Annotated in this window: 7 protein-coding genes; 3 read left to right on the top strand and 4 right to left on the bottom strand. The window is 46.2% G+C overall.

Features of this window, described 5'->3' with window-relative positions; genetic code table 11:
* The first annotated feature begins 27 nt into the window (after positions 1-27).
* A complete protein-coding gene (locus tag BM123_RS06550; RefSeq protein WP_090166511.1) occupies positions 28-3,516 on the top strand; it encodes a glycosyl hydrolase in 3,489 nt (1,162 codons plus the stop codon).
* 72 nt (positions 3,517-3,588) lie between these two features.
* Here the strand turns inward: BM123_RS06550 and BM123_RS06545 are convergent, their stop codons facing one another.
* The 4 genes from BM123_RS06545 to BM123_RS06530 all read right to left on the bottom strand — a co-directional run bounded on the left by BM123_RS06545 (position 3,589) and on the right by BM123_RS06530 (position 11,555).
* Positions 3,589-4,437 carry a hypothetical protein gene (locus BM123_RS06545; protein WP_090166509.1) on the bottom strand — a complete coding sequence of 283 codons (849 nt, stop codon included), beginning with the start codon at positions 4,435-4,437 and terminating at the stop codon, positions 3,589-3,591.
* Between the two features lie 238 nt (positions 4,438-4,675).
* A complete protein-coding gene (locus tag BM123_RS06540) occupies positions 4,676-6,862 on the bottom strand; it encodes a glycoside hydrolase family 3 N-terminal domain-containing protein (RefSeq protein WP_090166508.1) in 2,187 nt (728 codons plus the stop codon).
* Positions 6,849-8,417, bottom strand: a complete 1,569-nt coding sequence (locus BM123_RS06535) for a RagB/SusD family nutrient uptake outer membrane protein (RefSeq protein WP_090166506.1) — start codon at positions 8,415-8,417, stop codon at positions 6,849-6,851. The genes BM123_RS06540 and BM123_RS06535 overlap by 14 nt, the downstream gene beginning before the upstream one ends.
* Positions 8,418-8,459: 42 nt before the next feature.
* A complete protein-coding gene (locus BM123_RS06530; RefSeq protein ID WP_217642110.1) occupies positions 8,460-11,555 on the bottom strand; it encodes a SusC/RagA family TonB-linked outer membrane protein in 3,096 nt (1,031 codons plus the stop codon).
* A gap of 1,174 nt (positions 11,556-12,729) precedes the next feature.
* Between BM123_RS06530 and BM123_RS06525 the strand changes: the two genes are divergently transcribed.
* Both BM123_RS06525 and BM123_RS06520 read left to right on the top strand, forming a co-directional pair.
* Positions 12,730-13,449, top strand: a complete 720-nt coding sequence (locus BM123_RS06525; RefSeq protein ID WP_175489266.1) for a FadR/GntR family transcriptional regulator — start codon at positions 12,730-12,732, stop codon at positions 13,447-13,449.
* A 125-nt stretch (positions 13,450-13,574) separates the two neighbouring features.
* Positions 13,575-16,754, top strand: a complete 3,180-nt coding sequence (locus BM123_RS06520) for a SusC/RagA family TonB-linked outer membrane protein (RefSeq protein WP_090166502.1) — start codon at positions 13,575-13,577, stop codon at positions 16,752-16,754.
* The last annotated feature ends 23 nt before the right edge of the window (positions 16,755-16,777 follow it).

Raw genomic sequence — 16,777 nt, 5'->3', positions numbered from 1 at the left:
TCAAATAATTGCAACAAATACTTGTTCATGACGCTATTCCGCAAAACCATTTTAGTAGCCTTGCTGGGGATTTTGTTTTTACCCACATTAGCAGCCCAAAGTATATCTCTTCAACAGGGTTTTCAGCATCCTCCATCAACGGCAAAAGCCCGCACCATTTGGTTCTGGATAAACGGAAATGTAACCAAATCGGGTATCACAGAGGACCTCAAGGCGATGAAAAAGGTTGGAATTCAAGGAGCCATCCTTTTTAATGTCAGTTTAGGTCACCCCGGAGGAGTTGCGCCCTATTTAAGTACTGAATGGCTGGATCTGCTAAACTTTACAGCTTTGGAGGCTAAGCGCCTGGGGCTTGAACTTGGCTTTCATAATGGTGCTGGTTGGTCCTCATCCGGTGGCCCTGGGATTACTCCTGAATATGGCATGCAAAAACTGGTTTATACTGAAACAATACATCAGGGAGGTAAAATATTTAACGGCCGGTTAGCGCAACCAGAAACGCAACTCGGCTACTACAAAGACATTAGTGTACTTGCCTTCCCAAAGCCGAAAGGAGAAGAGCGCATTGATAATTTGAGTGCAAAAAGCCTTTCCGGTAAAGTTCGTAATCATCTGGCTCCTGATGACCAACCAGTTAGTGATCTGGCAATAGTCAGGAAATCAACTATAATCAATTTGACCGCGAAGTTTACTACTGACGGTTTCTTAGAGTGGGATGCCCCTGAAGGAGAGTGGGTCATATTAAGAATTGGGCATACCCCAACGGGTGAAACGAATCGGTTTCCCAGTGATGGTGGACAAGGCTTAGAATGTGACAAAATGAATGCTCATGCGGTTGATTTATTCTGGGAAACAAGCATTAATCCCATTATCAGCCGACTGGATACACTAATCGGTACTGTAGTCACCCGTTGCCATGTTGATAGTTACGAGGTGGGTACAGCAAACTGGACTTCAGGCTTTGCCAATGAGTTCAAGAAGCTTCGTTCCTACGATTGCCAAGCGTACCTGCCTGCCCTTGCAGGTTACTATGTTGAAAGCGGAGAAGAAACAGAGCGGTTCCTTTGGGACTTCCGACGCACAATTGGCGATTTAATCGCAAAAAATTATTACGGGCATATTGCTAAGCTTAGTCATCAATATGGAATGAGTTTTTCGGCAGAGCCATATTGGGGGCCTTTCGATAACATGCAAGTTGGCGAAAAGGCAGACATTGTGATGTCGGAGTTTTGGAGTGGACACCTGGCGTTTTTCGACTCCCCAAAATTTGTAGCTTCCATTGCTAAGTTAAACGGGAGTTCAATTGCTGAAGCTGAAGCCTTTACTGCTGAAGGCGGGTGGATTCAGCATCCTGGTTCGCTTAAAGCTATAGGAGACTTAGCCTGGGCACAGGGTATTAATCGTTTTGTATTTCATAGTTACGTACATCAGCCATGGAATGTAGCCCCCGGCTTGACCTTACAACGTTTTGGAATTGACTTTAATCGCTTGAACACCTGGTGGGATCAAGGAAAACCCTTCGTTGATTACATTGGCCGGGGTCAATTTCTGCTGCAACAAGGGAGGTCTGTAGCCGACGTATTGGTCTTTACTGGTGAATCATCTCCTAATGATGCTCTGTTAATGCCGGAGGTAAAGGCTTTGGGATATGATTATGACGTGATCGGCTCAAATAAGATTAGCTCACTATCTGTGAATGAAGGTTTGATTTGTACCTCAACCGGAGAAAGATACCGGGCTCTGGTACTTCCCCCAACCCCTTGGGTTACACCGGAAACACTCACGAAAATAAGAGAACTGGCAGGTGGTGGAGCCATCATTTTTGGAACAAAGCCACAAAAATCTCCAAGCCTGAAGAATTACCCTGCGTGTGACGAGGAAGTCAGGCAGCTGGCAGAAGAGTTATGGGGCGACAACTTAATAAAAGAAGGTTCCATCCTTGACTATCTGAAGAGTGGATCATTACCCCCCGACTTCTCAGTTGAACAAGGAAGTAATGAGCACGTCGATTATATACACCGAAAAAAGGATGGTGCAGATATTTACTTTGTGGTAAACTCGGCCAGGGAAGGTCGGGAGCTAAACTGTCGCTTCCGGGTGGCGGGAAAACAGCCGGAACTCTGGAATGCCGAAACCGGAGAAATAACAATGGCCGCCATATGGCAGCAGAATGAGGATGGTACGACAACGGTATCCATTCCGTTTGAGCAGGAAGGGGCTGTATTCGTTATTTTCAGACAAAACGTGTCTTCAGCTAAACACCTTGTAAGCGCTGAGATGGAGCTTCAAAATCCAAAAGTAGAGCCACTTCCGAACTTAAAGGTTATCAAGGCTGAATACGGGACATTTTTACCAGACGGACTTGTAGACGTTACAGAAGCAGTCGCCAGTAGCGTCCAGGGCAACAAATTAAAAATAGCAGCTAACCGGGAACTTAGTGCGAGTGACCCGGCTCCCGGTTATAAAAAGGAATTGCGGATCAGATACAAAACCGGAGGCTTGGTTTTGGAAAAAAGCGCCATGGAAAAAGAGTTCCTTGAAGTTACCGGTGTTGAGGATGAGAAGCTGGAAATACTTAAAGCAGTATTTGGCAAATTTGAAAGAGGAATGGATGGTATACCTCCTAACAATCCTGTCTATGATGTTTCCAGGGAAGTAAAATCCATGATTGCGTCCGGAGTATTCGAAATCCCGGTCAGCAACCTCCTTCCTGATGAAAAGGATGCGAATGAGAATAATGTCCTACGTCTCGTGTATTCTACCAATGGTGAGCGGGAAACGGTATATGTACCTTACGGAAGCACCTTAAATTTAACCCAACCCACCGCAGAACCAAAACTTACCAGCCAAGGTGGAAAAGTAAGTTGGACAACACCTCTGGCCGGAAAAATCACCTACCGTACTTCCAGGGGGAAAACCAAAACTCTTAAGGTGAAATCAGTACCAGAGCCAATTCGGATGTCCGGAGCATGGGAGGTGAGTTTTATTGATACCAATAGAAATTTTGAAAACAGAGTGTTTAATGAACTGTCTTCCTGGACCAACTCTTCAGACAAGCACATCCGCTATTTTTCGGGTACAGCAAGTTATAAGAAACAGTTTACCGTTCCGGCAGGTCTGCTCAAATCAAGCACTTCTTTAGAGCTAGACCTCGGTAGTGTGAAGGAAATCGTCGAGGTCATTTTAAATGGAAAGAACCTTGGTATAATATGGAAGGCACCATTCAGGATAAATATTGACCATGCCGTAGTTGAAGGTGCCAATAAGCTGGAGCTGAAGATTACCAATCTTTGGCCCAACAGACTAATTGGCGACGAGCAATTCCCTAAAGATTTTGAAGCTAATGGACCGCTTGTAAAACAATGGCCCGAATGGCTTTTAAACAGTACCGCCCGTCCGACCGGGCGGGTAACCTTTGCCGGTTACAAACACTGGAATAAAGATTCTGAACTTTTGCCTTCAGGCTTACTGGGCCCCGTAAAAATTGTGGCATCAAAAATAAGAAGGCTGAAGTAGTGCGATGAGCACATAGGCGTTGCTCAATGTCTGGAGGGGAGCATTGGCACTACGATCAGACCGCTGGGAAGTCTATTCAGGATGGAGAGCAATATATCCAGTCAGTAATGCTTTCACGTCTTCAACGGTACCCTGTGCCAGCCCGCCATTGGTCGCCCCCGTTAACCAATACAGCACCATTCCAGCATCGGAACAATCCCATTTCCCTTTTTGAAAGGTAACCACATCATCGACTTCAGCAATTTTCCCCTGAATCCAAATCTGTTGAATACGCGGGTCCCGATGATTTTTTGCCCAATCCCATTCCTTGAGATCTACTTTTAGCAAAATGTTCTGGTCTGGTATCCGAACCTCCTCTACGCCAAAATCCAGTATTTGTTTCCATTCGTAAAAATCACCGGCGTCGTCATTAGCAGGATGATGCGTTACTACTTTTACGAACTGATGTTTCTCCTTTTGAGAGGCCTTCAGGGCAAAACCGATAATATCGGGTTCACCAGCTTCTATTATCCAGAGCGGATCGTTTGCAGTAGATGCGTTTATCGCTGCAGTTAAATCACTAATCGTTGCTTCCAGTTGCCATTTCGCATCATAAAAGGTAAGGGAATCGAAACCTCCCCAGCGCCTTGCAGTAACGTCACAGCTTGCTTGCATAAGTGCGTGTCGTTCAACCTCCGCTCTCTGTGATATTCTCGCCCCGCGTATCAGGTCACAGCTATGGGAATAGTGCACCAGTCTGTCTTCCAGACCAGCAGCGCGCAATAGAGCGAGGGAGACAGCTGTAGCTCCCAGGTCATCCGGATCGGGGGAATTGCCGTCAGCTACAATCGCTATACGGCCCTCAGGTGGCTTCACTTCCTGAGAAACCGCAGTGGTGGTGCAGGCAATGATTCCCAGGAAAGTCAGGAGCAAATGATTCATGGAGTAATTTTTTATTGTCATCAAATGAAATGTAGGTTGTCCTCCTAATCACTGAGGGTAGCAGAGGGATAAGATGTTACGTATCGGCATGTCCACGTTGATTATCACTGCTTTGGCAAGCTGTTCGCAGCGGTTATGATGATCAGTCTGGTGACAAAAAACTTCTATAAGGCTTATTTTGATCTGATTAGCCCTGATAGACTACCTGGCTAAACAGCTGGGAATATTAAATGGGATATTACTTCCTGGCCACGGTTAGTTGGGTGGCCTGAAGATCATCAGCCTGTGAAGATGCGCCAACGTAAATAGTGAAGGTGCCGGGTTCCACCACTCGCTCCATATCTTTATCATACAGGGCAAGTTCTTCAAAACCAAGAGGGAAAGTGACGGTTTTTGTTTCTCCCTGAGCGAGGGAAACCCTTTTAAAGCCTTTGAGCATCTTAAGGTAACGGCCTACCGAGGCGTGATCATCCCTTACGTACATCTGTACTACTTCTTCTCCTGCCCGATCACCGGTGTTGGTTATGGTAACCGAAACGCTGCTGCTTTCACCCGTTAGAATGGTAGGAGCAGATAGGGTAGGGGCCCCATACTCGAACGTAGTATAACTAAGACCAAACCCAAAAGGAAAAAGCGGAGACTTATCCGAAAACCGGTATTGTCCCTTCCCGGACCCCACGAAATCGGGTTTTTCAAGGTAAGTAACGGGAAGTTGCCCGACGGAGCGGGGAAAGGATACCGTAAGTTTACCTCCAGGGTTGTAGTCCCCAAAAATAACGTCAGCCAGTGCTTCGCCGGTTCGCATTCCCAGATACCAGCCCTCGATGATCGCCGGGATATTCTCCGCCAGGTAATTAACCGTGAGCGGGCGACCATTGAGAAGTACAGCTACAACGGGCTTACCGGTCTGTTGAATGGCCTCCACCAATTCGTTTTGAACGCCGAAGAGGTCCAGATCGTCCCGATCTTTTCCTTCTCCACAGGTTACGGTAGACCCGCCGATGGCCAGAATGACTACGTCAGAACGTCTGGCAGCAGCTATTGCTTCCGGGAATCCAGCTTTAGAGTTACTCTTCAAATCGCAGCCCTGGGCATAGTTTACCTTCAGCTTTTTGCCCACTTTAGCCTCGATGCCCTCAAGCACAGATGTATAGTAGGGTGGGATGCCGGAATATCCTCCCATCTGAGTGTACCGTCCGTTGGCAAGACGTACCTCACCTGCATTAGGGCCAATTACTGCGACGGACTTCAATTTTTCAGGATCGAGCGGCAGCAAATTACCTTCGTTTTTTAATAGTGTAACGGCCTTACGCGCAAGATGAAGAGCCATCTCTTGTGCTTCGGGAGTACTTACCAGAGTATCGGCATAGACCTTATCATCGTCGAAGAGCCCCAGCTGATATTTGGCCGTGAGAATTCGGCGCACACTCTGGTCGACATACTTCATTAGAGAAGGATCTTCTGCCAGGGTATCGGCTAACACGTGATCAATGTAAGCGGAGAATTCAGGGCTTTTGCCAATAACGAGGTCCATATCAACTCCGGCCTTCAGCCCCATCACGGCAGCTTCGGTCCTGTTTCGGGCAATATGATGCATGAGTTCCAGTCTTGAGATATCATTGTTATCAGAAACAATAAAGCCCTTAAAGCCCCATTCTTCTCGCAACAAGCCGTTGAGCAGATCGCCGTCCATATGCAGCGGAATTCCGTTCATGTCCTGATGGCCGGGCATAATGCTGCCTACTCTGGCTTCCTTTACGGCTGCTTCAAAGGGAGGTAAGAAAATCTCTTTCAGGCGCCGTTCAGAAATGTCAACGAATCCGCCATTGATGCCCCTTCGGTTCTCGGGATAGCCGACGAAGTGCTTGGCTGTGGCCAGCAGGTGGTTTTCGTCCAGAAACTCTTCTCCTGTACCCTGTAAGCCTTCGATGAAGGCGACTCCCATACGGCTTACGAGGTATGGATCTTCGCCGTAAGATTCTTCGACCCGCCCGTATCGGGCGTCACCCGAAACGACATCGAGGTTCGGCGAATAGCAATGGCTGATGTTGACCGCCCGGGCCTCCCGGGCAATAATGTCCGTCATCTGGCGAACGAGGTCCGGCTCCCAGGTGCCCCCCAGAGCAATCGCCTGAGGATAAACCGTGGCACCTTCAATCCAAAGACCGTGAAGACACTCACTGTAGCGCATTAAAGGAATGCCTAAACGCTCGTTGGCTGGTGCATCCTGGGTTAGCTCAGCAATCTTTTCGGCCGTAGTCATTTTAGCGAGCAGGTCAGTTACCTGCTCGCTGAATTCATCAGTTTGTTCGACGTTAGCCGTTTCTGGTTTGCAGGCCGTCAGGTAACCTGCCAATACCGTACAGGCAAGTCCGCCGAAGATCCACCGAAAAAAGAAATGATGATGATAATTATCTGTATCCATTATTTGTTGGGTCAGATGTTAATAATGCCGGGTTTAAGTTCAACTCCTCCGTTGGAATCGGTAACAAAACATGATAGGGCTGAATATTTTCAGCAGGGTTATATACCCGATATTCAGTTGACCTTACCACGTCCAGTAAGATTCCCCATCGGATTAAGTCCATTCTGCGATGACCTTCACCAGCCAGTTCCCATTTGCGTTCATCCCGAAGAGCGTTTCTGAATTCTACCTGACTCAGGCCGGTTAATTCCCATTCTTCTTGGGTGGCGTATGCTCTTTTTCGTACTTCGTTGATGTACTGATAAGCATTTTCGGGACCATTCAATTCATTTTCCGCTTCAGCGGCCATCAGATACACATCAGATAAACGGAATACGATTCTGTTATCACTGTGATTAAAGCGTGGAGAGGTAGCGAGATCAAGATTCCAGAGCTTGGGCATATAGGGGAACTTCAACTCTACGCCCTGATAGTTAGTAATAATGTTGTGAGGCCTTCTCAAATCATTAAGCGGAAACTTATTCACCAGGTCAGGGAGTGGAATCTGAAGACCTGTCCCGTTCATTGCTTCTCCACGGCTGGCGAGAATGTCGCGAAGCGTTCCTCTTTCGCCACTGTTTAAAGGTTCGTCTCGAATTCGGGGGCTGAAGATACTTGCCCGCCAGTTGGCATTTCCGGCAAAAGCAGCCCCTGCGAAGGGCTCATCCAGAACGGAGGTAATATCTTTAGCAAAGTCTAATTCCCAGATGATTTCTGAATTATACTCATTAAACGGGCTAAACACCTCTCCATAGTCAGCCAGCATCTCATAAGGAGAGTCATTGATAATCTCTAAGCTCTTATCTCTCGCTGCCTGCCAGTTCTCCTGGATCAGATAGATTTTAGCCATAACCATGGCAGCCACCCATTTAGAGGCTCGGCCGTTTTCATTGGCGGGAATAACGTCCAACATCAGGTTTTGTGCCTCCTGTAAATCCACCAAGATTTCGTCTCGGATAAGATCTTTGTCGGTTCTGCCTAAACTGCCAATTTCATCAATTGAGAGATTCTCACGATAGTAGGGGACGTCTCCCCATAAATTGGTCAAATGATAAAAAGCAAGGGACCGTAGAAACAGAGCTTCACCAACAATTTCTCCCCTTGCCGCAGCGGGGATATTTTCGTTGTTCTCAACATTATCTAAGATGACGTTAGTGTTGAGCACTATTTTATTTAGATCCTTCCAGGTCTGTGCAATCCCCATTAGCTGTTGAATATCTCCAGCATTACCTTCATTCATTGTATAACTACAAATGGAAGCAATAATTCCCCAACCTCTGTTAGGGCCTATGACGTCGGCACCATTCTCATACCAGGCATCAAGGCCAACCTGGCCGTAGATGGCATTATTCTTGAGAATTGCATAAATCCCCGTAACCGCAGCCCTGGCATCAGACTCAGAATTGAAAAAATTCGTTGGGGAAATGATATCTCTGGGGTCCTCCTCAAGAAAGCTTTCACAACTTGTAAAGCTTACAAACAAGAGCAGTATTGTTAGATAAAAACTATTTTTCATCGTTCTTTTATTTTACAATTAGACGGATATACGGACTACCCGTTAAAAAGATGCGTTTAATCCAAAAGTTACTATTCTTGGATTTGGGAACTGTCCGCTTGCAAAGCCCTGGGTTACGTTTCCGTTTCCAAACTGACTTGTTTCGGGGTCTAGCAATCTGAAATCAGACAGTAATAAGAGGTTGCTTCCTACCACGTATACATTTAGACTTCTAAAATTGCCCAAGCCCCATTTATCCACCGGCAAGTCATATCCTAATCTTACCGACTTCAGGCGAAGGTGAGAACCATCCTCAATGAATTCAGAATTATTAGGTATTTCACCCAATGCCTCCATTGCTCCTGCTCTGGGAATATCTGAGGTGGGGTTTTCAGGCGTCCACCTGTTCAGCGTTTCTTCATATTTAGGAGCGCCTGGTCTTCCGAAAAAGTGAGTTACCGTTCTTGAATTGGAAACTTCATTACCCTGGGTACCCTGAATAAAGAAAGAGAATTCAAGGTTTCTGAATTTAAAGGTGTTTTGTAGCCCATAGATAAAATCAGGCTGCGGGCTGCCTAAGACGTAAAAGTCATCTTCGGTAATAATTCCGTCTCCATTAGGGTCATCAAAACGCGCGCCACCGATGTCCTGGTTTTGCTGACCGGATGCATCAATTTCCTCCTGAGTCTTCCAAGTTCCCAAATAATCAACCCCAACAAAAACAGGAGCTGGCTGCCCAACAATTAATCGCCCTCCGGGGCCGGACTGTGCATTAGGACTAACGATGTTAATAAAATCAACGCCACCTAAGTCAAGTACCTTATTCCGGTTACCCGATAGTGTAAGCATAGAAGACCATTTAAAGGATGGCTTAGAAACGTTTACGGTGTTCACCAGTAATTCCAGTCCTTTATTCTGAACTTCACCTAAGTTTTGCAGTCTGCTTTCAAAGCCAGTCTGTCTTGGCAGACGGACATTGAGCAAAAGATCAAAAGTGTTCTTTTTATAGTAATTGAGCTCGGTAAAAATCCGACCGTTTAAAAAGGAAGCTTCCAGTGCAATATCCAATTGATTTGTGGTCTCCCATTTCAACTGCTCATTTGCAGGTCTACCTAAGGTTGCACCAGATGCCAGCACACCATTATAGCTCGTCGAGGCATCTGTAATGATCGCCAGAGTTCTGAAAGATTCAATAGCCTGGCTTCCGGACCGACCATAACTCGCCCTCAGCTTCAGTTCATCAAACAGCCCCATGTCAGCAATAAACTGCTCTTCAGAAAGTTTCCAGGCGACTGCAACAGAGGGGAAGAAGTTGTACTTATTGCCCTCTGCGAAACGAGATGATCCGTCTGCCCGTCCAACGAGCGTAAATAAGTATTTGTTCTGCAATGAGTAGTTGACCCTGCCAAAGAAAGATACTATCTGGAAAGCATCATACCCAGAGCCAATTGTGTTTCTGGTTGGATCAGACCCAAGCGCCAAATTATTAAACGTTGTAGCGTCACTTGTTATCCCAAAGGCTTGAGCAAAACTGGATTCCAGGGTGAATTTTTGGGCAGACATACCCCCTAATATGGTCAGTGATTGGTTGTCTCCAATGTTAGGGGAGTATTGAATAGTATTCTCGTTGTTCCACCCCAGGCTACTAACTGTATTAACACTGGCGTCACCGAAGTTCCCGACGAACTGATAGTCCGGCCGTTGAGGGGAGTTGAACCTGTTTCGTTTTACATTATTTATTTCAGGGTTGAACGTAGAACGAATAATCAGGTTTTCCAACGGGCTGTATTCTAAAAACACCGTCCCTAAAAAATTATTCGTTTGAGACTCATTAATGTTCAACAGGGAATTGGCCAGCGCATTGACGTAAGGACCACCACTGATCGGGTCTTGCTGCGTAAAATTACCATCAGCATCCCGGGCAGGTATTTCCCCCAGATTAAAAACATTGCCATAGCCTACCACGCCGTTATCGGTATCGAATTGCGAAAAATTAAGTCTGACCCCGGCCCGTACTTTTTCCGATAATTTGATGTCCAGATTAGACCGGAGGATAAACTTCTGAATCCCCGTGGTTTCCACGATACCATCCTGATTAAAGTAGTTGCCGGAAACATAGTAATTGACACCACCATCTTCGCTACTTCCGGCTACCGAAACATCCGCGCTGTACATGGCTGCATCCCGCATGATAATGTCAAACCAGTCCGTATTTGTAACGCTGGAAATATCTGGAAATGGCTCCGAAGTATTTCTGAACCTGGCGTCTTCATTTGCGTACTCAGCATGTTGGACTCCATTCAACAAAGCAGGACGCCCTAAGGCCGATTGAATGCCAGAACTAAGCCCCACAGATACGACGGGCTTACCACCGGCTACCTTAGTTCCCAACTTAGTCGTTACCAATATGACACCGTTGGCGCCTCTACTACCGTAGATAGCTACGGAGGAAGCGTCCTTGAGCACTTCAATTGAAGCTATATCATTAGGGTTAAGGTTGTTCAGGTTGTAATTTTGCCCGACAATGATCCCATCAATTACCCATAGTGGCTCGTTATTTCCTTCAATTGAATTTCCTCCTCTTACGCGAATCACCGTCCCAGCACCTGGTGCACCGCTCACGTTCGTAATCTGAACACCAGCGGATCTTCCCTGTAGAATCTGGTCTACTCTTGAAGTTGGAATTCCCTCTAAATCCTCCACTTTTACGCTGGCGACTGCCCCCGTTAAGTCTGATTTTTTCTGCCGGCCATAACCGACAACAACAACTTCGTCAAGGGTGGCTCCCGAGGTTAAAGTGATATTGATTTCACTACGGCCTCCGACCTCTTCAGTCACTGATTGGTAGCCCGTATAGGAATAGGTGAGCATTCCCTCTCCGTCAATAAGGCTGATCGAGTAATTACCGTCAAAATCGGTAACGGTTCCGTTGTTGGTTCCTTTTTGCAGGATATTTACCCCAATCAGTTCAACGCCATCGGTGTCAATTACCTTTCCAGTAACTAATCTGTCTTGTCCGGAAACAGAAAAACTCGCCAAACAGAAAAACAATAAAATAAGTAGTGTAGTACCGTTCAAATTGCAAGTCCTGACAAAGTTTTCTCTCCCGTTTTTTTGTTGTGTTCTATGCATGATCAAATCTTTTATGTGGAAGCTCATTTTTTGAGCATTCCTTTATTTAAAGGCAATTTATTACAACTGCATAAGGCTAGTGTCCTGTACTGTACTGTGCTGGTTTGCTCATTTCGCAGCACCTCCTTCCTTCGATTGAAAAGTAAATTCGAATGCGGAGGGAATGTATCAGTGCAAGAAAAGACAACAAGGAGTGGGGGAGGTGATTGACATATACTTCTTAGCAGTACCTACAAAGACTCACTATTATGTTAAGTAGATGCCGGCATTTTCTTTCCAACCTTTCCCGCAGGGTAGGGGATGATTTGAACACAGCTAATTTCTATCCTATAAATAGGTAGCCGATCTCCAGAGTACTAATCTGCGATGCAGCCTTTAACCAGCTATACTTCTCTGTCATTTTTCAACGGACTAAGAAGATGCGCTGAGCTAAGCATCTCATAAGAGGCCGGGAAACAAATAGTTTTACTTAACATAATATAAATTATAGGTAAAACTGTTTCCTGTTTTTATTGTCCACATTCCCTTATCTCGGTACAGCATAAATTTTGAATCTTCCAGAAAGAAAAAATATACCTGATAAGCTCCATCCTTTCCTTGGCTTTAAAACTATTCGATCTCTGCATATTGTAAGAGAGATAAAAGAAGATCCCTGGCAATCTGGCTTTTGTGCACAGTGCCCCCTACCCTACGAGATATAAGGAAGCTATTTTTCACAACTTCCTACTTAACATAATAACGACCACTTCATGACAAACAGAATTGTGCAGCACCAAGAGGCATCATTATAGTTGCCTGCTTCTCTTTTTCTTCCCCTACCCTTTACGTCTTCGAGACCTAAGAACTTTCCTGGAAAATGCTCAGCATCCTTCAGGGTTATGGCCTGGTGGGTAGAATCTAAAACTTAGATGAAGCTCTACTGTGATTATCAGTACCTAAGGCTGAATAGTAGCAAATACTAGCATAAATCGAGCACTAGAAAGACCATGGTTAACCAAAAAAGCAAGCGTAGTAAATCTACATTAAGAGTCCATGGCAAAACTTTATTCTTTCATTTGGCTAATAAAGAAATATTTTTCTGCAAAAAGGGCGAATATTGAATATTTCAGACAAATTTGTTCTAATCGCTTTTTTTTGCAAAAGACTTTGCATAGCTTTGGTTGACCAATTGATGGTTAACCAGATCTTGCAAAAAACACACATGTCTTCGGAATTAATCAGTAGCCTGAAGGAAATTGTACTTGAAGTACCTGCCGATCGAATTGTCGATCAGGTTAATGAACTCATTTCTTCTGGTCAACTGAAAGCGGGCGACAAAATCCCTTCCGAAAGGCTACTCAGTGAAAAATTTAAAGTCAGCAGATTTGTTGTTAGAGATGCCCTGTCCCAATTGGAATTCTATGGTGTCCTGAAAAAGGCACCTCATGGCGGACGAGTAGTCGTAAGCAGTGAAGATTCAGCTTTCATGACAATGATTGCGAATGGTCTTAGTCTGGTAAAACCGGACTACCAGTCACTAATGGAAACCCGGAATGTACTGGAGATTGAGTCTGCCGGGCTTGCTGCAGAACGAGCCACCGCTGAGGATATTCAAGCATTGGAGGGAGCGGTCAAACAACTTGAAGAGAAAGTGTCCCAAGGAGAAGCCGGCCTGGAAGAAGATCTTCTCTTCCATATTCAGGTCGCCGAAGCATCTAAAAACAATGTACTCAAGTACCTGATCTCCTATATGGTCTCTCACATGATGACCTACACAAGGGAATATGACATTTGCCGCGACGCCCGTAACCTCAAAGCGCTCAACGAACACGTCCTGATTCTAAAGCACATTAAAGCTCGCGATGTTGAAAAATCCAGGCAATCAATGCGAGATCATCTATCCAGCCTCTTTGATTTTATACCCGAAAACTACAGAAGCTGAACAGTGTCCCATACCTCCACACCAAACCTTATTTAAAGACTAACCGCCCTCCCTACCGGGCAAACACACTCAGATTAACTGGGTAGAAATTCTTTCAATTCACTAGCAATGAAATACATATTCAAATGAATTTAATAACTAAGCTTTTTACAGTTGGAATATTGTTCCTCAGTATTTCACTATCCGCGCAAAATGGATACGCCTTGAGTGGCACCATTACGGATACAGACGATATCCCCCTGATTGGAGTTAGTATCGTAAAATCCGGAACTACCTCCGGTACCGTTTCTGACATTGACGGAAACTACAACCTGGAAGTTAAAAGAGGTGACATTCTTCGCTTCTCTTACACTGGTTATGCTTCTCAGACCATTACTATTGCTGATCAAACAGTACTAAACGTAGTAATGGCCGCTGATGCCGAACTATTAGATGAAGTAGTCGTAGTAGGTTATGGTTACCGGAAGAAGTCACATAACACCGGTGCAATTGCTCAGGTTGGAGGCTCTGAAGTTGCCGCTATTCAGGCTACTCGCGTAGATGAGGCTCTAGCCGGAAAACTGGCCGGCGTTCTGATTCAAAATCAGGACGGTGCTCCAGGTGCCGATCCAAAAATTCAGATCCGGGCTTCCTCTTCTATCTCTGGCACTTCCAGTCCATTAATCGTTGTTGATGGCTACCCTATCTCTGGTAGTCTGGCAACCGTCAACCCGAATGACATTGAAAGCCTCGAAGTATTGAAAGATGCTGCTTCTTCTGCTATCTATGGTTCACGAGGCGCTAACGGGGTAATTTTGGTAACGACCAAAAAAGGTAAATCTGGCAAAGCAAGCTTCAGCTATAACACCTACGTCAGCACCTCCAGCCGTTACGTAGGTGACGTTGATCAACTCAAGACTGCAGGAGAATGGGCCGACATCCTCGATGCTGGTATTGCTGATGGAACTTATGACATCTCTGAGGTAGATCCTGACCTGGCTGCTTACCGCTTAAATGCCTACAGAAACGCGCCAGATGTCGTTGCAGTAGAAGATTGGCTGTTCCAGAACGGAAACACCATGAATCACAACTTTAATATGAGTGGAGGGTCTGACGATGTCAGCTACTTTGCCTCTGTTGGCTACCTGGATGCTACGGGCGTAGTACAGACGCAGGCATTTGAGCGCTACAACGCTCGCCTAAACGTTGATGCTAAGATTGGTGACAAGTTCAAAACAGGAATTAGCGCCAACGGTTTCGTCTCTGACCGGGACATTGTTGGACATGACATGCGTGATTTACTACGTGCATACAGCATCCACCCCATTTACCACACCGAAGCTTCAATCGCTTTTGTTCAGGATCTTGACCGTCAGGCACAAGGTCTGGGTCTGGCTTCTTTTGATTCTGGTTACCGGGGCGGAGATGCTCCTTTCAATAACAGTATCTACACCCTCGAACCAGGCATGACTGCACAAGACTGGCACTACGGAAGAAGTGGTAACGGCATCGGCGGGTCTGGTGACTCTGGTCCGGCAACTAAACTGGACAATACTGAGCGTTTCCAGAAGACCTTCTTCGGCAATGTCAATTCTTACCTGCAGTACAGCATCGTGGAAGGCCTGAATATCAGAACCGTTTTAGGGGCTGACATCAGAGACACACGGGACTTCTTCGCCAGAACACTGGAATTTGATTCCAGAGCACGTACCAACCAGACGGCACTTGACCGGACTGATGTCAAGAGATCCTCCGTTCTGAGTGAGACAACGCTGAACTACAACAAAGTACTTGGCCGTCATGATGTCTCTGCTGTAGCAGGATTGGAATTCCAGAATTTCTACATTAATGGCATTGACCTGAACGCCTCTAACGTACCCTTTGGCCAGCCGCTAAACTATGCACTGCTGGCTCCTGAGGATATCGCCGTTACGGAACGGGACGAAACCATTGCCCGTCGCAGTGTCTTCGGACGTGTCAACTATGCCTACGACAACCGCTACCTGGCTTCTATCTCTCTCAGAAGAGACGGTGACTCCCGCTTTGGCGCAAATAACCGCTATGAGGTCTTCCCGGCTATTTCTTTAGGCTGGAACATGCACAATGAGGCATTCTACAACTCGGAGTTCTTAACTCAGGTGAAGCTTCGGGCAAGTACCGGATCTTTGGGAACAACTTCCTTCCTGGGTGCTTACAACTCCCTAAGCCTGCTGAACCCTTCAGCTACCGTCTTTGGAACCGGATTCCTGATTCCGTCTGACGTTGCTAACCCTGACCTGACGTGGCAGACCAACACAGAAACGAACATTGGTGCAAACCTTGGTTTCCTGGGTAGCCGCTTCACGATTGGGGTAGATTACTACACCTCTAACATCGAAGACATTCTGATCAACCAGAGTGTATCCGAAGTACTCGGAACGACTTCTATCGCTCTGAACTCCGGTGATGTCAAAAGCTCCGGTGTTGAATTAGAATTGGGTGCAGCTCTGGTTAACAACGGTACTGTCCGTTGGAACGTAAGTGCCAACCTTTCTACCGTTAACAATGAAATCACCGACTTGGGTGGTCTTGACGAATTGCCACAGGTGATTTACGGACAGTCTGGCAGAGGCCCTGTCTTCAGAAACTACATTGGCGGAGAAATCGGTGAAATGTGGGGTCTGGAAACCGACGGTATGGTTGAAACAGAATTCATGGTGGATCCTACCCGCGCCATCGGCATCAGCAGCTCTGAGTACTACGTAGTAGACCAGAACAACGACGGTGTAATTGATCGGACCAGAACAGTAGAAGAAGGTGGAGACCTGGTAAAGATCGGACAAAACACCCCTGACTTTTACTACGGCCTGAACACACAAGTGAGCTACAAGGATTTTGACCTGTCACTTCAGTTTCAGGGTGCTTCCGGCGGAGACGTATTCAACATTGATGAAATCTACTGGAGATCAGAATTCGGTGGACGCTTACGCTCCAGCTTCGACGCTGAAAACGACGGTATTGCTGACCACAACGGTAAGTTCTACACCCAGTCACGGAACCAGCTTGACGCACAGATTCAGGACGCCTCCTACTTCGCTCTGCGGAACATCACCTTAGGTTACACCCTTAGCCCTGATCTGGTTAGCCAGGTCGGTCTCGGTAGCGTAAGAGCATATGTTGCCTCTACCAACTTACTGTACCTGATGGCTAACGATTACACTTCCCTGAACCCGGAAGGTGTAGAAACCACCAACGGTGGTTACCTCGGCCCAACTACCTACGGTGTGCAGGTTGGTGCTAGCCCGGTTGTAAGAAGCTTCACTTTTGGCCTTGACGTCAACTTCTAAACAACCGAATCGTGCTTACATCC

Source organism: Neolewinella agarilytica (genome assembly GCF_900110645.1).
Taxonomy (GTDB): domain Bacteria; phylum Bacteroidota; class Bacteroidia; order Chitinophagales; family Saprospiraceae; genus Neolewinella; species Neolewinella agarilytica.
The sequence above is the reverse complement of the archived record's forward strand: the minus strand, read 5'-3'. Positions and strand labels throughout refer to the sequence as shown.